Raw genomic sequence first — 16,304 nt, 5'->3', positions numbered from 1 at the left:
ACATGTTAGTATGCTAGGTCACCAAATATGACTAAACCACAGGACATAAACGCTCTGCACCTGCGCGATATTTCTACGTCTGAGGGCTCGTTGTCTCAGCGCGTTTACCTCTCAATCAAGCATGCAATCCTGTCGCTGGACTTCGCGCCGGGCGACAACCTCAGGAAGGCGCCGATATGCGAACGCCTTGGCGTTTCGCGTGCGCCCGTGACCGAGGCGATTGCCCGACTTGCTTCCGAGGGTCTGGTGGATGTCGTGCCCCAATCCGGCACGCGTGTATCCTATTTCTCGATGTCCGAAATTCGCGAGGGCATGTTCCTGCGTGAAGCACTTGAACTTGCGACGGTCGCCAAAGTCGCGCGCGATTTGACCGAGGATCAGCGCAAGATACTGGGCCGCAACATGCGTCTGCAAGAGCTGCTGATCGAAGATGAAGATGTCCCCGGCTTTTACGAGGCGGATGAAGAATTCCACGGCCTGCTAATGAAATTCACAGGATTCAACAGGTTAAGCGACGTCGCGCAAACCGTTTCACTGCAAGTGACCAGAGCACGAATGCTGCTGCTGCCCACCCCGGGCCGGGTTGTGGAAACGCTGACCGAACACCGTACCATTTTCAACGCGATTCTTGAGAGAGATGAAAAAGCTGCACAGGACGCCATGCGACGTCATCTGGGGCAGTTGATGCCTCGGATTCAACGCTTGCAGCAGGAACAGTCCCACCTTTTCACGGACTCCCCTCATCCAATACGCGAGGCAGGATGACAGTTACCGCAACAGAGCTTCTAAATGGCCGCACGGCGCGACCCGTTCCGCTGACCAGGATGGGTTTTGGTGGCGCGCCTTTGGGGAATCTCTATCGCAAAGTATCAGATGAGGATGCGCAGGCTGCGCTGCAGGCAGCCTTTGATTTGGGCATCCGATTTTTTGACACCGCACCGCAATATGGGCTGGGCCGCTCCGAGCAACGATTTGGCCAGGCTATTGCCCGGTTCGGACGCGAAGAGATTCAACTTTCGACCAAGATCGGGCGTCTGCTGCTGGATTGCGCACCGCATCAGGTCACACCCGAAGCCTTTGTTGATGTGCCGCAGAAACGTATCGTTTTCGACTATACCTATGACGGGGTCATGCGATCCTACGACGCCAGCCGCGACCGGTTGGGTGTCTCATGCGCCGATATCCTACTTGTGCATGACGTCTGTGCGTTCAGTCAGGGCAGTCAGGAGGCATCTGATGCCAAGATCCGGGAACTGTTCGATGGCGGCGGATACAAAGCTCTGGTCGAACTTCGTGAAGCCGGTGAAATCTCCGCCATTGGAGCCGGTGTAAATGAATGGCAGGTCTGCGAAAGATTATTGGGCTTGGGCGACTTTGACGGGTTTCTTCTGGCAGGCCGTTATACCCTCTTGGAACAAGACGCCTTAGACAGCTTTCTACCCCTTTGCGAAAAGCGGGACGTGGGCATAATTCTTGGCGGGCCGTACAACTCGGGTATCCTCGCAACCGGCGCTGTTTCCGGTGCGAAATACAATTATGCTGATGCACCCGAAGACATCCTTGCCCGAGTTCGCCAGATCGAGGCTGTCTGCTCAGCCCATGATACACCACTGATCGCTGCTGCCTTGCAATTTGTCCTTGGCCATCCCTGCGTCAAAACCGTTGTCCCCGGCGCGGTGAATGCGGCCGAGGTGCAGGCCAATGCGGCCCTGCTCGAACGTCAAATCCCCGCTGCGCTTTGGTCTGATCTGTGTTCGGAAGGATTGATCCGTTCCGACGCCCCCCTTCCCGGAGAGGCTGCCTATGCTGCGTAATATTGATCCCATCCTGTCGCCTGACCTGTTGTACACCCTGCGCGCTATGGGGCATGGCGATGAAATCGTGATTGCGGATGCGAATTTCCCCGGCTCCAGCTCTGGGCCGGGCTGCATACGTGCCGACGGGTCAAGCGCCAGCGAAATCCTAAGAGCTATTTTGTCTGTCATGCCGTTGGACACATTTGTCCCTGACCCGGCCCTGACCATGCAGGTTGTTGGCGATCCGGATGCTATACCTGAGGCCATCGCCGATTTTCAGACCATTATCAGCGAAATAGCGGACCACCCGGCCACGATACAAGGCCTTGAACGTTTCGCCTTTTACGACCGGGCGGCCACAGCTTTTGCGATCGTGCAAACCGGCGAACGTCGGCTGTATGGAAATATTATCCTGAAAAAGGGCGTCCTTGGATGAAGATCGACGCCCATCAGCATTTTTGGACATTGGCGCGCGAAGACTATGGCTGGCTGACACCGGATTTGGGGCCGATTTACGCGGATTTCGCGCCCGCGGATCTGGCCCCATTGCTGAAAGGAGCGGGAATTGACGGTACGGTCTTGGTACAGGCTGCGCCGACAGCTGCTGAGACCGAGTATCTGCTGTCACTCGCCGAGCAGGCCCCGTTCATAAAAGGCGTTGTCGGATGGGTTGATTTTGAGGCCGCCGACGCACCGGAACAAATCGCACGACTGGCTGCCCACCCGGTCTTTGTCGGTTTGCGCCCCATGGTTCAGGACATTCCCGACCCATTATGGATGCTCAAGGATGGGCTGACACCGGCTTTTGACTCTCTGCAACAGTCAAACCTTACCTTTGATGCGCTAACCCTGCCGCGACATCTGGGGCCGCTTCAACAGCTGCTGGAACGGCACCCACATATGTGCACGGTAATTGATCACGGTGCCAAGCCCCTGATCCGGGAGGGAGTCATGGAGGACTGGCAAGAAGACATGTCGACATTGGCCCGAAATACAAATGCCTGGTGCAAACTTTCCGGGTTGGTGACCGAGGCCGGGGCGAATTGGACGGTAGAAGATTTGAAGCCCTATGTGGATCACCTGCTGAACACATTCGGGCCCTATCGCCTGATCTGGGGCAGCGACTGGCCGGTTTGCACATTAAACAGCAGTTATGAACGATGGCTCGAGGCGACCGATACGCTGTTAACCGGTCTGTCACCACACGAGCATCAGGCGATACGGGGCGGTAATGCTGCCCATGCCTATGATCTCAGGAACTAGATTGATCTTTCCGAGGCTGTATGCCGATGGGATTTTGCCGTCGTGGTTCCCAGAAGCTTGGATTTTAGAAGGAGAGTGAATTAGATATGACATCATCCGAAAACCTTGGCCGTCTGGCTGGAAAAACTGCTCTGATCACCGCCGCGGGACAGGGCATAGGGCGTGCAACAGCCGAATTGTTCGCCGCCGAAGGTGCACAGGTTTTTGCCAGCGACATTAATGATACCTCTCTGGCAGAGTTGCAAAATATCCAAGGCGTTACGTCGGTAAAACTTGACGTAACCGATGCGGCGGCAGTGCAGGACTTCGTCGCGGGCACGCCCCCGTTGGATGTTTTGTTCAACTGCGCAGGATATGTGGCTGGCGGGTCCATTCTGGAATGTGATGAACGTGACTGGGATTCCAGTTTTGAGCTGAACGTCAAATCGATGTACCGGCTGATCCAATGTGCCCTGCCAACAATGCTGGAACATGGTGGCGGGTCTATCATCAACATGTCTTCGGTCGCCTCTTCGTTGAAGGGCGTTCCAAACAGGTTTGCATACTGCGCCTCGAAAGCCGCCGTAATCGGACTGACGAAATCGATCGCAGCCGATTTCGTTACTCAAGGCATCCGGTGCAATGCGATCTGCCCCGGCACTGTCGACAGCCCCAGCTTGCACGACCGGTTGCGCGCAACTGGGGATTACGAGAAAGCAATGACTGATTTTATCGCGCGGCAACCCATGGGCCGCATCGGAACCGCAGATGAGATCGCGGAACTTGCGCTCTATCTGGCCAGCGATGCCAGCAAATACACAACCGGACAGCCCTTTGCCATTGATGGCGGCTGGACGATCTGAAGCAAATGAGGAATGTGAAATGAAATTGCTACGATACGGCTCAGCAGGCGCGGAAAAGCCGGGCATAGTTGATAAAGACGGCACTATCCGGGACCTGTCGGGGATCGTCGCCGACATTGCTGGGGAAGCGCTTAGCGATGAAACCCTCGCACGGCTGCGCGCGCTGGATCTTGAAACCCTGCCACCCGTCGATGCCGACAGCCGTATCGGCGCCTGTGTTGGACGTGTCGGCAAGTTCATCTGCATCGGTTTAAACTTTGCCGATCACGCGGCCGAAAGCGGCATGCACCTACCTGCTGAGCCGGTGGTCTTTTTCAAAGCGACATCCGCCATCATAGGCCCCGATGACACGGTTGAAATCCCCCGCGGGTCAGTCAAGACCGACTGGGAGGTGGAACTGGGCGTCGTCATCGGAAAAGAAGCAAAATACATCTCGGAGGATGAAGCACTGGCCCATGTGGCAGGATATTGTGTGATCAATGACCTGTCAGAACGGGATTTTCAGCTGCACCGTTCAGGTCAGTGGGTCAAAGGTAAATCCGCAGATACGTTCGGCCCAATCGGTCCCTGGCTGGTGACACGGGACGAAATCCCTGATCCCCAAGACCTGCCAATGTATCTTGAGGTGAACGGGCATCGGTATCAGGATGGCTCGACCAGAACGATGCATTTCAGTGTCACAGCGGTGATCTCGCACCTGTCGCAATTCATGTCACTGCAACCCGGCGACGTGATCTCGACCGGGACACCCCCCGGTGTGGGTCTGGGGCAAAATCCGCAGGTTTACCTCAAACCTGGAGACAAGATGGAACTGGGGATCGAAGGTCTGGGGGTTCAACGTCAGAACGTTATACAGGGATAGTCCCTGGGACCTATCAAGTGGTGCTCATCCAGTCATTCTGGGTGGGTTTCCTCGGACCAGGATCGCCGGAAATTATGCGGTGATATTCTGAATCGGTTCCGGAAATGCACAGAAAGCCTATCCGTACTGGAAAACCCGGATGCAAAGGCTATCTCAGAAACGCTCAGGTTTGTTTCATTCAACAGGGCAAAAGCACGGTCCAGCCTGAGTTCATTATAGAACCGTCCCGGCGACATGTTAGTGTGCTGCCTGAACAGCCGCTCCATATGCCGGCGGGACAGGGACGCCTGATCCGCTATTGCCTCGAGGCTAAGCTGCGTTTCAATATTCTCGCGCATGATTTGCACCGCTTCGATCAATTTGGCATTTCGCGTGCCCAAAAGCGCCGAAACCGGCGATACCTGTTTGCTGCCGCCTTCTCCCAGCCTTCTGTGCAGGCACATTTCCGAAACATTGTTCGCCAAGGCGTTGCCAAACAATTCCTCGATAACTTCAAGCATCATGTCAGTGCTGGCGTGCCCGCCCCCGCATGTTCTAAGTTTCCCGTCAATTTCATAGAGGTTCTGGGTCGGCTCCATTGTTGGGAAGTTCTCACAAAAGCCAGGCCGGTTTTCCCAATGGACGGTAAAGTTTCTGGTTCCGATCACGCCCGCCTTTGCTAAGGCAAATGCACCGGTACAAATCCCACCGAACTCACATCCATGCGCCTTTTGTCGCCGAATCCAGTTCAGGACATTTGTGTTGAAAGACCTCATCGGTTGCGTTCCGGAACACACAAAGACAAACGCTCCCTTCTCCAGGTCATGGACCGAGTGATCCGCCTGAACACGTATGCCGTTGGAACAGGTCACGGGTTCTCCGTCGGTGGAGAGCACGTACCATTCGAACAGCTGCTTTCTGGACAGTTGATTTGATATGCGCAGAGGCTCAATCGCGGCACTGAAAGCCAGCATCGTCGTGTTGGGTAAAAGCAGAAAATAGAAGGCCTTGGGCGGCCCGTCATAGGAAACGTCCACGGAAATTGCGCCTTTTGGCAAAAAGCGCGGATTATCCATACGATCCTCTTTCATGTTTAATCCTTATAGAACGTGACCATTTTTACTGTGGCAGCCGAGGCGGCTTGAAATCAATCAACACTTTATATTCATTAGTGAATGCAAGGCTCTTGGAAAATCGGTGTCTATTTTGTATTTTGGATACAAAATTACACCAGCAGAGACTGTAACAATGCCAAGAACCCGCGCAATTCCCAGGCAAAGTTTGCCCGATGTCATCACAAATGACCTGCGCGAGCGGATTCTAAGCGGTGAGATGGCAGAAGGTGAAGCCATCCGTCAAGAAGCCCTGGCAGAAGACTATGACGTGTCACGCATGCCCATACGAGAAGCGTTAAAACGGCTTGATGCAGAGGGTCTTGTGCAGCTGACCAACAATCGCGGCGCTGCGGTGACAAGACATTCGCTGTCAGAAATCGGTGAGATATTTGACCTGCGGATAATGTTGGAGGTCGACCTGTTCAGGCGTGCAATTCCACAGATGGCCGAGGCAAATTTTGCCGAATGCGAAAGGTTTCTGGACGAAATGGAAACGTCCTACGAAGCCTATGATGTCGGGCGGTGGGGTGGTTTGAACTACGAATACCACAATGCGCTTTACGCTGCAGCAGGCCGTGGGATCACCAATGATATACTACAACGGATCAATCTACAGTCCGATCGCTATGTCCGTATGCACCTGAGCGTTATGGAACAACGCGAGCCCGCGAAAAAGGACCATCGCCAACTGCTGACGCTGGCCGAGAATGGGCAAGTTGAGGAAGCCTGCGCGCTGTTGACCCAACATATTGGGCGTACAAAAGACCATTTGCTTGCGATGGTCACCGCAACGCGCAGTTCCGAGATCTAACCTAACCCAGCGGATGCAGGCATGCAGCCTGATGGGTTGTTCCTTGCAGATCGGGTGGTGCCGCACGGCATTCGTCAGTTGCCAGCCAGCATCGCTGAGCAAAGGCACATCCCTTGGGGATATTCATCGGTGAGGGCAACTCACCTTCCAGCTTGATCCGTTCCTTACGCGCCTCGGGGTCGGCACGCGGTGTCGTCGACAACAACGCTTTGGAGTAAGGATGCCGGGGCGCCGCGAACAACTGTTCTTTCGGAGCTTTCTCGACTGCACGTCCCAGATACATGACGATTACGTCATCAGCGAAATGCTTCACCACCGACAGGTCATGCGAGATGAACAGATAGGCCAGGTTCAGACGCTCTTGCAGTTCAACCAGCAGGTTCAGGATTTGTGACTGGATCGAAACATCCAGCGCCGATACCGGCTCATCCAAAACCAGAACCTTGGGGTTCAGCATCAGGGCTCGGGCAATCGCAATCCGCTGCCGTTGGCCGCCCGAAAACATGTGGGGGTAGCGATCATAATGCTCGGGGCGCAGACCGACAAGATCAATCATTTCGCGTGCGCGAGTTTCCCGTTCCGCAGCGGTCATATCGGGCCGGTTGATGATCAGAGGTTCCTGCAGGATCTGACCGATCCGTTGTCGCGGATTAAGCGAACCATAGGGATCCTGAAACACGATCTGCACGTTTTCGCGCATCTCAGCCCATTTTGAAGGGGTGATATCGACGCCGTCGATGGTCAGTGTTCCCGAAGTGGGCTCTTCAATCATCGTTACGACGCGAGCGAGGGTGGATTTACCGCACCCGGACTCTCCTACAATGGCCAGCGTCTTGCCAGGCTCTAGGGCAAAATCCACACCGGAAAGGGCTTTGACCGTTGCCGATTTCGACAGCAATCCCCCTTTGACCTCATAGTGCCGGGCCAACGCGTTTGCCTGAACGATCGGGGCGGTCATGCCAATTCTCCAGCGGTGATTTCCTTGACGTGGTGACAGCGGGCCTTGCCGAAATCTGCTCCATGCGGAGCGGGTGGTGTGTTCCGGCACAGGTCATCGGCGAATTGGCATCGGGGGCTGAATAAGCAACCTTTGGGACGGTCAAATTGACCAGGAACAACACCTGGAATCGTCGGCAGCAATTTCGAAGTTGCCCGTTCAGGCAAAGCGTTCAGCAAAGCTGAGGTATAAGGATGGCGCGGTGTGCGGAACAGATCGCGTACCGGCTGTTCCTCGACCTTTTGACCGGCATATTGGACCTGAACCCGCTCGGCGGTTTCTGCCACAACACCCATGTCATGGGTAATCAGAACAAGGCCCATCCTCTGCTCATCGCGCAAGCGGACCAGCAGATCGAGAATCTGCGCCTGAATCGTTACATCAAGCGCGGTAGTGGGTTCGTCCGCGATCAGAAGTTTCGGGGTGCAGGCAATCGCCATCGCGATCATGACCCGCTGATTCATGCCGCCCGACATCTGGTGAGGGAACGTATTCAGACGGCTCTCGGGTGCTGGAATACCCACCAGGTCAAACAGCTCAATCGCGCGCTGATGACGGTCTTTGCGGTTTAGCCCCAAATGGATACGCAGTGCTTCCTTGATCTGGAAACCGACCGTGAAACAGGGGTTTAGCGAAGACATCGGCTCTTGAAAGATCATGGCAATATCTTTGCCGATGATCTTGCGCCGATCCCGTGCCGAGATTTTGGTCAGGTCGCGACCCTCAAAGCTCATTTCATCTGCAGTGATTGTCGCCGTCCATGGCAGCAACCCCATCAGCGCCAGCATTGACACGGATTTACCCGAGCCGCTTTCCCCAACAATGGCCATTAACTCGCCCTTGTTGACAGACAGATCAACGCCATCCACAGCGCGGAACTCACCCGACGCAGTAGCAAACTCGACCGAAAGATTTCGGATTTCCAACAGGCTCATGTCGTCAGCTCCGTTTCAGCTTGGGGTCCAGCGCGTCGCGCAGACCGTCGCCCATCAGGTTGATTGCCAGCACCGTGACCAGAATGGCCAGGCCCGGGAAAGTTACCACCCACCAGGCGCGCAGAATGAATTCGCGCGCTTCGGCCAGCATCGTGCCCCATTCCGGCGTGGGCGGCTGCGCCCCCATGCCCAGAAAGCCAAGTGCCGCAGCATCCAGAATTGCAGTCGAGAAGGACAGCGCCGCCTGGACAATGATCGGCGCCAGACAGTTCGGCAGCACGGTTTTGAACATCAGCCGTGCCTTGCTTGCACCGGCCACACGGGCCGAGGTCACATAATCCTTTTGCCGTTCGGCCAGAACCGAGGCGCGGGTGAGGCGCACGTAATGTGGTTGAAACACAATGGCGATGGCGATCATTGCATTGGTCAGAGATGGGCCCAGAATGGCGACCAGAACCAGTGCCAGCAGCAGCGACGGAAAGGACAAGATAATATCCATCACGCGCATGATCATCGTGTCGACCCATTTGGGTGCAAACCCGGAAAGCAGGCCAAGAACCACACCGCCTGACACGGCCACACAAACCACGACGATCCCGACAAAGAAGGAATAGCGAGATCCCATAATCAGCCGCGAAAGCATATCCCGGCCCAGTGGATCAGTCCCCAGCGGGAAGGCCCAACTGCCGCCTTCCTGCCACGCCGGAGGCTGCAGGATATGCTCGCGGAACTGTTCGGTTGGATCGTAGGGGGCCAGCAAAGGTGCGAAGGCAGCACAAAAGACAAAGGCAGCGAATACCCACAGGCCAATCACCGCGCCGCGGTTTTCACTGAAATAAAACCAGAATTCGCGCAAGGCGCTTGGGCGGTCTTCGGTTTTGGGTGCGTTTGCGGATAGTTCAGCCATCACCGCCTCCGGATTTTTGGATTGATGATGCCATAAAGGACATCGACCAGCAGGTTCACCAGCATCACGATCACGGCGATCATCAGCAGGCCGCCCTGCACCACCGGGTAATCGCGGCGGAAAATACTGTCGACCATCCACTTGCCGATGCCCGGCCAGCTAAAGATCGTCTCGGTCAGAATTGCCCCAGCCAGCAAAGTTCCAACCGACAGGCCGATCACCGTAATCACGGGGATCAACGCATTGCGCAGAGCATGCAGCCCGTTGATCCGTGTGGGGGACAGGCCTTTTGCCCGCGCGGTACGAATGTAGTCCTCGCCCAGAACCTCAAGCATCGCCGAGCGCGTCTGACGCGCAATGACAGCCAGCGGGATCGTCCCCAGAACAATCGTTGGCAGAATCAAATGCCGAACAGCCGACGTGAATGCCCCGGGTTGCCCCGACAAGAGACTGTCGATCAGCATAAAGCCGGTCACGCTGGGGAAGTAATACAGAAGGTCGATCCGGCCCGAAACAGGCGTCCAGCCCAGATTGCCCGAGAACACGATGATCAGCAGCAGCGCCCACCAGAAGATCGGCATCGAATATCCCACCAGCGCAGATGACATCAGCGCCCGATCAAAGAATTTGCCCCGGTTGACTGCGGCAATGACACCGGCGGGCAACCCAAGGGCCACCGCGAAGATCATCGCGCAGATCGACAATTCCAGCGTCGCTGGGAACAGGGCAAAAAACTCGTCCCAGACCGGTTTCTTGGTGACAAAGCTTTCGCCCAGATCGCCCTGCATAACGCCGGTCAGATAGTCCCAATATTGTTGGAGGACTGGCTTGTCGAAGCCCAGTTTGACCACCATTTCCTGATAGCGTTCCTCGGACATTCCGCGTTCGCCGGCCATGACGATGATCGGATCACCAGGCAAAACGCGAATGAACATGAAAGAGATAAGCGTTACACCCAGAAATGTCGGAATGAACATACCGAGACGAGAAAGAAAGTAGCCAAACATCAGCGACCTATGATTGTGAGATCTTTGGGAAAGTGGGTTAGCGACCGACAGCCATCCCCTGTAACAAGCACGTCATCTTCTATGCGCACGCCGAAATTGTCCAGCGCGTAAAGGCCCGGCTCGTTTGTCCAAACCATGCCCGGCAGGATTTTCTGGTCGTTTCCACGCATGATATACGGCGCTTCGTGAACGTCGCGGCCCAGACCGTGGCCCGTTTTGGTGCGGATCCGATCGGCATAGGGTGACGCTTCGAGAACGCCGATCACGGCATCGTCGATATCATGCGCCGTGACACCGGGACGGCAGGCTTTGAATCCTGCCAGATTGGCGCGCAGAACGGTGTCATAGACCGCCCTGCCCTCGTCCGAGACCTCTTCGACAAAGAACGTGCGGGTGATGTCGGCGGCAAACCCATGTTTGCGGGCTCCGAAATCAAACAAAAGCGCATCGCCCGGTTTGATCTGGTAATCCGCCCGCGCCTTACCATGGGGCCGCGCCGAGTTATCCCCGGCGGCAACAATCGGCGAAAATGCCAGCGAGGCGGCGCCTTCCGCAAACAGCGCCTGAATCAAGGCCTGTTCAATCTGCAATTCGGTCTGACCGACGCGCACATCCGCAATCACGCGCTCTAACGCGCGTTCAGAGATGTCGATCGCGGCTTGAAGCGCTGCGATATCGTCTTCTGTCTTGATAATGCGCAAGCCAGAAATTTCACGCTCGGCATCGACAATCCGCAGGTCCGGTAACGCGTTGGTAAACGCTTTCGACACAAAGACTCGCATCACCTGCCCTTCCACAGCCAGCGATGTCAGCGGCATATGCTTGGCGAGGGCTGCAAAGGCGTCATCATATCCGGTCTGGTCGAACCAGTCGAAAACGGCGCCTTCAAATTCAACCAGGTCCCAACTGCCGAGCTCAAGGTTGGGAACGATGGCCGCAGGAGAACCTTCGCCGGGGACCACGACCACAAAGGGCCGCTCGTGGCTCATGAAAGGTTTTCCCAATGCACGGGTGAAATTCGGGCCGGGCACAAGGGCCACGGCATCAACTGACATGTCCTTTGCCAGTTGACGGTACTCGGACAAATTCGGCATCAGGGCCGACCTCCAATAAGAAACCGGAGCCGCCACGCGGGCGGCTCCGGTCGGTAAGTGATGAATTATTCGACGCTCACACCGTAGAAGATGTGGCCGCCCAGCGGGTGCACTTTATAGCCCTGCACTTCGTTGCGCATCGGCATAAAGACCACCGAGTGTGCGATCGTTGCCCAAGGCGCCTGCTCTTTGAAGACCACCTGAGCGTCTTCATACAGCTTGGTGCGTTCGGCCTGATCGGTGGACTGCTTGGCTTTGAGGATCAGCTCTTCGAAGGGTTCGTGGCACCACTGCGCCCGGTTCGAGGCTTCGCGTCCGTCACAACCCAGCAGAACCGCCAAGAAGTTGTCTGGATCGCCATTGTCACCGGTCCAACCCAGCAGAACGGCTCCGTCACGGTCCAGATCTTTCGAACGCGACAGGTATTCACCCCATTCATAGGACACGATTTCGACGTCGACACCAACCTTGGCAAAATCCGCTTGGATCAGCTCGGCCATACGGCGTGCATTCGGGTTATAGGGACGCTGTACCGGCATCGCCCAAACCTTCATCGACAGGTCGGATACGCCTTCGGCTTCCAGCATCGCCTTGGCCGCTTCGGGATCATACGCGTCATCGGTGATGGCGTCGTTATAGCCCCACATGGTTGGCGGGATCGGGTTCTTGGCAACTTGGCCCGAGCCCTGGAACACGACGTCGATGATCGCATTCTTGTCGATCGCCATGTTCAGCGCCTTGCGGACCTTCGGATTGTCGAACGGTGCCATGGTGGTGTTGTAGGCGAGGTAGCCGACGTTCAGGCCTTCCTGCTCCAACATGTTGATATCCGCATCGTCCTGCATCGCCTGAATGTCGGCCGGGTTCGGATAAGGCATGATATGACATTCGCCCGCTTTCAGCTTTTGATAGCGAACCGATGCATCCGGCGTGATCGCGAAGATCAGGTTCTCCACATCCGCAGGGGCCTTCCAGTAGTCGGCATTCTGCGCATAGCGGATCACCGCGTCTTTCTGATAGGCTACAAACGAGAACGGACCAGTCCCGATCGGTGCTGTGTTCAGCTTCTCAGGCGTACCCGCGGCCATCATCGCATCCGCATATTCCGCAGACAGGATCGAGGCAAAGTCCATCGCCATGTTGGCCACAAAAGGCGCTTCAGGCTTGGACAGGGTGAACTTCACTGTGTAGTCGTCGACTTTTTCAATCGACTCGACCAGGTCCGGCATACCCATGCCCTGGAAATATTCCCAGGTACCACCAGATACCTGATTATAGGCATGGCCTTCATCCTTCTGGCGCATGAACGAGAAGATCACGTCATCAGCATTGAAATCACGCGTCGGCGTGAATTCGTCATTCGAATGGAATTTGACGCCCTGACGCAATTTGAAGGTATATTCCAGACCATCATCGCTGGCCTCAACGCTTTCCGCCAGACCGGGGATAACATTGGTAGTACCGGTCTCAAACTCGAGCAGACGGTTGTAAATCGGGTGTGACGAGGCATCAAAGGTTGTCCCTGCAGTAAATAGCGCCGGGTCAAAGCCTTCGGGTGATCCTTCCGAGCAATATACCAAAGTATTTGCTTGGGCCGCAGCACTGGACAACGCAATCGCTGCAGTTGCGGCCATCAATCTAAGTTTCATGAGTTTCTCCCAGAAATGTTTTTTCTTCAGATTTTCGCGTTGTTCTAATTTCTAGTCAGAACAATCTTTGATGACTGTCACCGCCGCGAAATCCCTGCCCAATGTATCCAAAATACAAAATCCATTGTCAACTGAGTTCACCGCCCAGCGATCAGGAAGTAAAAAAGAGGGCAGGTACAGCGTTATGATTTGCCTGGTCGAGCCTGTTTTCTAACTGATTTCGGTTCTTTGGCGATTAGAGCCAAGCAGTGGCGAAGCCACCGGGCAGGAGCGTCCGAACTCTTGAATGCCATCAATCCTAAATGCCGCGGGCTTCAGGGATCGACCTCCACATCCATATCTTGAATCGAGTCGATCCGACCCAAATGTCAGGCGCCGTAACGGGCCATGAACATGTCGACAGCCTGCAGCGCTACCTCTTCAATCTCAGCCTCTGAAAAGCTGCTTTGAATGCCGAATGTGGATCGGGGCCAAAGGCGGACCTTGCACAATTCCGAAAACTGTTCAGCGGCAAATTGAAGGTCCTCGATAACCAATTCGCCTTTGTTCACCGCTTTTTGCAGATATTCTGCAAGTTGCCGGGTGCCATTTTGCGGCCCCGCCTCATAGAAGGCGCGGCCAAGTTCGGGGAACCGATCTTGCTCGGCCACGCAGATGCGGAACACCTGCTGCGCAAAATCCGACACCAGAAATGCGGCCAGCTGGGTCGCAGCGATGGTCAGCACCTCGCGTGCGGGTTTTGTATCGTCAACCATCGAAACGACATTCTCGGCCATACGGCAGCACTCGTTCTGAGCGACCTCCATGAAAAGAAGACGCTTATCCGGGAAATAGCTGTACAAAGTCGCCTTGGAAACACCCGCCGCGCGCGCAATGTCATCTACACTAGCTCCTTCGAAACCATCTGCCATGAACACTGATCGGGCTCCTTGCAGGACCTGATCAAATTTTCGGCCTGTTCGCAAAATGGCAGTTGCTTCGGACATGCGCTCTCCTTCAGGGGTGAATTCGTCGAATCTATAAACTGATCAGTTCAGATACAACGATTCGCATAGGATTTCGGCCATGGGCAGGCGGGATTATGGTAATTTTTCCGTTAGGTCAGTCCGCGAAGGTCGTTCGGCGGGGCCTGATTGGCCAGGGGTTGCCGCCAGAGAAAACCGTGCTAACACTCTGGCCATGGCTGATATTTTTCTGCGTACGCTGCCGTTCTTTGCGATTATCGGCCTGGGGTATTGGGCTGGGCGCAGTCGGTTCTTTTCGGAAGAAGCCACGGCCTATCTGACGAAATTCGTGTTCTATTTCGCGCTTTCGGCAATGTTGTTCCGCTTTGCCGCCACCCTGCCCTTTGCCGAGATATTCGACGGCAGATTGGTCGCGGGCTATCTGCTGGGAACGCTTACGGTTTATGCTCTGGCCAGTCTGATCGCGTGGATGCGCGGCCTTGACATACCAACCTCGGCCGTCGAGGCCCAATGCGCTGCGATCGGCAATGTGGGCTTTCTGGGGCTGCCGATGCTTGCGCTTTTGTTCACCGAAGCAGCAATCGGCCCGGTCATGCTGGTATTGACTGTCGACCTTGTGGTGTTTTCCTCGCTGATCGTGATTTTGATCAATGCCGGACGCGATGGGCGGCTGACGCCGGCAACATTTAGGTTGATTGGCCTCGGTTTGCTCAAAAACCCGATGATCGTATCTATTTCAGCGGGGCTTTTGTGGTCAGCCTTCCAAATTCCCGTGCCCGTTCCACTGAACGATTTTCTGACAATCCTGGGCGGGGCAGCCACTCCGGGAGCCTTGTTTGCGATAGGGGCATCGCTCGCCAGCAAATCCGCCGAGCGTGTTCAGATAGCTGCCTGGCTGAGTTTTTGCAAGCTGATCATTCATCCGCTCTGCGTTGCTGTCTTCGTAATCTGGCTGATCCCGGCGGAAAGCTTCTCGGCTTCGGTTGCCATTGCAGCGGCAGCACTGCCGGTCGCTGGGAATGTCTATATGCTGGCGGCCTATTACGGGGTCGCACCCCATCGGGCTTCGGCCGCAATTCTCTTGTCTACCGTGGTCAGCATCCTGACACTGCCACTGGTGATTGCCATAGCCGGAACATTCTAAGCCACAGATAGGGAAAATACTCGCTGGCCGCAGGAACACAGACTTTACGCACGGACCGAGTAACGATAGCCATGGCGCGAACCTAACGTAAGGACGGAACCAAATGGAAACCCTTTCGGAAAACGCTTGTTTCGGAGGCGTCCAGGGCGTCTATCGCCACGCCTCGGCTGCCTGCCAATGCGACATGACTTTTGGACTGTTCCTGCCCGCCGAGGCAAAGGACGGCCCGGTTCCGGTTCTATGGTATCTGTCAGGTCTTACCTGTACCCATGAAAACGCCATGACCAAGGCCGGGGCGCAGGCCTGGGCCGCGGAACAGGGTATCGCCCTTGTTTTCCCTGACACATCCCCGCGCGGCGAAGGCGTCGCCGATCACGAGGACTACGATCTGGGCCAGGGCGCGGGGTTTTATGTGAATGCCACGCAATCACCCTGGGCACCGCACTTCAACATGTGGGACTATGTGGCCGAGGAATTGCCCGCTCTGCTGGTTGAAACCTTTGCAATCGACGCAGACCGCCAGGCCATTACCGGCCATTCCATGGGCGGCCATGGCGCCCTGACATTGGCAATGAACCTACCGGGTCGGTTCCGATCGGTTTCGGCATTTGCACCAATTTCAAACCCAACAAGCGCCGATTGGGGCCGCAAACAACTGAAGGCATATCTGGGCGATGACGCGGCCCAATGGGCCAAGCACGACGCATCGCTGATGATGAAGAACACCGGTTTCGACGGCCCTGTCCTGATCGACACCGGCGACAATGACCAGTTCATCGACCTGTTGCGCCCCGAGGCGCTGGCCCAGGCGATAGCCGAACGTCGCCAACAGGCAGTTTTCCGTCTGCAGCCCGGCTATGACCATTCTTACTTCTTTGTGTCGACCTTCATGGAAGACCACATCACTTTCCACGCCGAAGCACTGTATGGAGACTGAG

General features: G+C 55.8%; 17 protein-coding genes. 9 read left to right on the top strand and 8 right to left on the bottom strand.

Annotated features, from left to right (window positions below):
- The first annotated feature begins 27 nt into the window (after positions 1 to 27).
- From AC2FFF_RS09900 to AC2FFF_RS09875, 6 genes are all read left to right on the top strand, one after another.
- On the top strand, positions 28 to 765 hold the full coding sequence (locus AC2FFF_RS09900) for a GntR family transcriptional regulator (protein WP_281972924.1): 738 nt from the start codon (positions 28 to 30) through the stop codon (positions 763 to 765).
- Positions 762 to 1,814 carry an aldo/keto reductase gene (locus AC2FFF_RS09895; protein ID WP_281972923.1) on the top strand — a complete coding sequence of 351 codons (1,053 nt, stop codon included), beginning with the start codon at positions 762 to 764 and terminating at the stop codon, positions 1,812 to 1,814. Before AC2FFF_RS09900 ends, AC2FFF_RS09895 begins: the two co-directional genes overlap by 4 nt.
- Positions 1,804 to 2,232 carry an RbsD/FucU family protein gene (locus AC2FFF_RS09890; RefSeq protein WP_142636301.1) on the top strand — a complete coding sequence of 143 codons (429 nt, stop codon included), beginning with the start codon at positions 1,804 to 1,806 and terminating at the stop codon, positions 2,230 to 2,232. Before AC2FFF_RS09895 ends, AC2FFF_RS09890 begins: the two co-directional genes overlap by 11 nt.
- The gene (locus tag AC2FFF_RS09885) at positions 2,229 to 3,059 is read left to right on the top strand and encodes an amidohydrolase family protein (protein WP_281972922.1); all 831 of its coding nucleotides are present in this window, start codon (positions 2,229 to 2,231) and stop codon (positions 3,057 to 3,059) included. Before AC2FFF_RS09890 ends, AC2FFF_RS09885 begins: the two co-directional genes overlap by 4 nt.
- A gap of 86 nt (positions 3,060 to 3,145) precedes the next feature.
- A complete protein-coding gene (locus AC2FFF_RS09880; protein WP_142636305.1) occupies positions 3,146 to 3,901 on the top strand; it encodes an SDR family oxidoreductase in 756 nt (251 codons plus the stop codon).
- 19 nt (positions 3,902 to 3,920) lie between these two features.
- Positions 3,921 to 4,763 carry a fumarylacetoacetate hydrolase family protein gene (locus tag AC2FFF_RS09875; RefSeq protein WP_281972921.1) on the top strand — a complete coding sequence of 281 codons (843 nt, stop codon included), beginning with the start codon at positions 3,921 to 3,923 and terminating at the stop codon, positions 4,761 to 4,763.
- Between the two features lie 32 nt (positions 4,764 to 4,795).
- Here AC2FFF_RS09875 and AC2FFF_RS09870 read toward each other — a convergent pair whose 3' ends face one another.
- Positions 4,796 to 5,833 (bottom strand): GlxA family transcriptional regulator, encoded by a 1,038-nt coding sequence (locus tag AC2FFF_RS09870; protein WP_246097212.1) that lies wholly within the window; start codon positions 5,831 to 5,833, stop codon positions 4,796 to 4,798.
- 157 nt (positions 5,834 to 5,990) lie between these two features.
- Here AC2FFF_RS09870 and AC2FFF_RS09865 point away from each other — a divergent pair, with 157 nt between their 5' ends.
- Positions 5,991 to 6,668, top strand: coding sequence for a GntR family transcriptional regulator (locus AC2FFF_RS09865; RefSeq protein WP_281972920.1), 678 nt, complete (start codon positions 5,991 to 5,993; stop codon positions 6,666 to 6,668).
- A gap of 1 nt (position 6,669) precedes the next feature.
- Here AC2FFF_RS09865 and AC2FFF_RS09860 read toward each other — a convergent pair whose 3' ends face one another.
- From AC2FFF_RS09860 to AC2FFF_RS09830, 7 genes are all read right to left on the bottom strand, one after another.
- Entirely contained in the window at positions 6,670 to 7,626 is a 957-nt protein-coding gene (locus tag AC2FFF_RS09860) for an ABC transporter ATP-binding protein (protein WP_281972919.1), read from the bottom strand.
- Entirely contained in the window at positions 7,623 to 8,600 is a 978-nt protein-coding gene (locus tag AC2FFF_RS09855; RefSeq protein WP_281972918.1) for an ABC transporter ATP-binding protein, read from the bottom strand. The genes AC2FFF_RS09860 and AC2FFF_RS09855 overlap by 4 nt, the downstream gene beginning before the upstream one ends.
- A gap of 4 nt (positions 8,601 to 8,604) precedes the next feature.
- Positions 8,605 to 9,507: an ABC transporter permease subunit gene (locus AC2FFF_RS09850; RefSeq protein WP_185956667.1), complete on the bottom strand. Its 903-nt coding sequence runs from the start codon at positions 9,505 to 9,507 to the stop codon at positions 8,605 to 8,607.
- Complete coding sequence (locus tag AC2FFF_RS09845) at positions 9,507 to 10,514, bottom strand: ABC transporter permease subunit (protein ID WP_142636316.1); 1,008 nt, start codon at positions 10,512 to 10,514, stop codon at positions 9,507 to 9,509. Before AC2FFF_RS09845 ends, AC2FFF_RS09850 begins: the two co-directional genes overlap by 1 nt.
- Positions 10,514 to 11,608 (bottom strand): M24 family metallopeptidase, encoded by a 1,095-nt coding sequence (locus tag AC2FFF_RS09840; RefSeq protein WP_142636318.1) that lies wholly within the window; start codon positions 11,606 to 11,608, stop codon positions 10,514 to 10,516. The genes AC2FFF_RS09845 and AC2FFF_RS09840 overlap by 1 nt, the downstream gene beginning before the upstream one ends.
- Before the next feature lie 65 nt (positions 11,609 to 11,673).
- Positions 11,674 to 13,257 carry an ABC transporter substrate-binding protein gene (locus AC2FFF_RS09835; protein ID WP_142636319.1) on the bottom strand — a complete coding sequence of 528 codons (1,584 nt, stop codon included), beginning with the start codon at positions 13,255 to 13,257 and terminating at the stop codon, positions 11,674 to 11,676.
- A 368-nt stretch (positions 13,258 to 13,625) separates the two neighbouring features.
- Positions 13,626 to 14,243: a TetR/AcrR family transcriptional regulator gene (locus tag AC2FFF_RS09830; RefSeq protein WP_142636321.1), complete on the bottom strand. Its 618-nt coding sequence runs from the start codon at positions 14,241 to 14,243 to the stop codon at positions 13,626 to 13,628.
- Between the two features lie 193 nt (positions 14,244 to 14,436).
- Here AC2FFF_RS09830 and AC2FFF_RS09825 point away from each other — a divergent pair, with 193 nt between their 5' ends.
- Both AC2FFF_RS09825 and fghA read left to right on the top strand, forming a co-directional pair.
- Entirely contained in the window at positions 14,437 to 15,366 is a 930-nt protein-coding gene (locus tag AC2FFF_RS09825) for an AEC family transporter (protein WP_142636323.1), read from the top strand.
- Positions 15,367 to 15,469: 103 nt separating this feature from the next.
- Positions 15,470 to 16,303, top strand: a complete 834-nt coding sequence (gene fghA, locus AC2FFF_RS09820) for an S-formylglutathione hydrolase (protein ID WP_142636325.1) — start codon at positions 15,470 to 15,472, stop codon at positions 16,301 to 16,303.
- Position 16,304 lies beyond the last annotated feature (1 nt).

It is taken from the genome of Ruegeria sp. YTSA226 (assembly GCF_059609905.1).
The sequence above is the reverse complement of the archived record's forward strand: the minus strand, read 5'-3'. Positions and strand labels throughout refer to the sequence as shown.

Excerpts from the sequence above, each read along its gene's own strand:
- AC2FFF_RS09900 (WP_281972924.1), top strand. The coding sequence starts at position 28 with ATGACTAAACCACAGGACATAAACGCTCTGCACCTGCGCGATATTTCT.
- AC2FFF_RS09895 (WP_281972923.1), top strand. The coding sequence starts at position 762 with ATGACAGTTACCGCAACAGAGCTTCTAAATGGCCGCACGGCGCGACCC.
- AC2FFF_RS09890 (WP_142636301.1), top strand. The coding sequence starts at position 1,804 with ATGCTGCGTAATATTGATCCCATCCTGTCGCCTGACCTGTTGTACACC.
- AC2FFF_RS09885 (WP_281972922.1), top strand. The coding sequence starts at position 2,229 with ATGAAGATCGACGCCCATCAGCATTTTTGGACATTGGCGCGCGAAGAC.
- AC2FFF_RS09880 (WP_142636305.1), top strand. The coding sequence starts at position 3,146 with ATGACATCATCCGAAAACCTTGGCCGTCTGGCTGGAAAAACTGCTCTG.
- AC2FFF_RS09875 (WP_281972921.1), top strand. The coding sequence starts at position 3,921 with ATGAAATTGCTACGATACGGCTCAGCAGGCGCGGAAAAGCCGGGCATA.
- AC2FFF_RS09870 (WP_246097212.1), bottom strand. The coding sequence starts at position 5,833 with ATGAAAGAGGATCGTATGGATAATCCGCGCTTTTTGCCAAAAGGCGCA.
- AC2FFF_RS09865 (WP_281972920.1), top strand. The coding sequence starts at position 5,991 with ATGCCAAGAACCCGCGCAATTCCCAGGCAAAGTTTGCCCGATGTCATC.
- AC2FFF_RS09860 (WP_281972919.1), bottom strand. The coding sequence starts at position 7,626 with ATGACCGCCCCGATCGTTCAGGCAAACGCGTTGGCCCGGCACTATGAG.
- AC2FFF_RS09855 (WP_281972918.1), bottom strand. The coding sequence starts at position 8,600 with ATGAGCCTGTTGGAAATCCGAAATCTTTCGGTCGAGTTTGCTACTGCG.
- AC2FFF_RS09850 (WP_185956667.1), bottom strand. The coding sequence starts at position 9,507 with ATGGCTGAACTATCCGCAAACGCACCCAAAACCGAAGACCGCCCAAGC.
- AC2FFF_RS09845 (WP_142636316.1), bottom strand. The coding sequence starts at position 10,514 with ATGTTTGGCTACTTTCTTTCTCGTCTCGGTATGTTCATTCCGACATTT.
- AC2FFF_RS09840 (WP_142636318.1), bottom strand. The coding sequence starts at position 11,608 with ATGCCGAATTTGTCCGAGTACCGTCAACTGGCAAAGGACATGTCAGTT.
- AC2FFF_RS09835 (WP_142636319.1), bottom strand. The coding sequence starts at position 13,257 with ATGAAACTTAGATTGATGGCCGCAACTGCAGCGATTGCGTTGTCCAGT.
- AC2FFF_RS09830 (WP_142636321.1), bottom strand. The coding sequence starts at position 14,243 with ATGTCCGAAGCAACTGCCATTTTGCGAACAGGCCGAAAATTTGATCAG.
- AC2FFF_RS09825 (WP_142636323.1), top strand. The coding sequence starts at position 14,437 with ATGGCTGATATTTTTCTGCGTACGCTGCCGTTCTTTGCGATTATCGGC.
- fghA (WP_142636325.1), top strand. The coding sequence starts at position 15,470 with ATGGAAACCCTTTCGGAAAACGCTTGTTTCGGAGGCGTCCAGGGCGTC.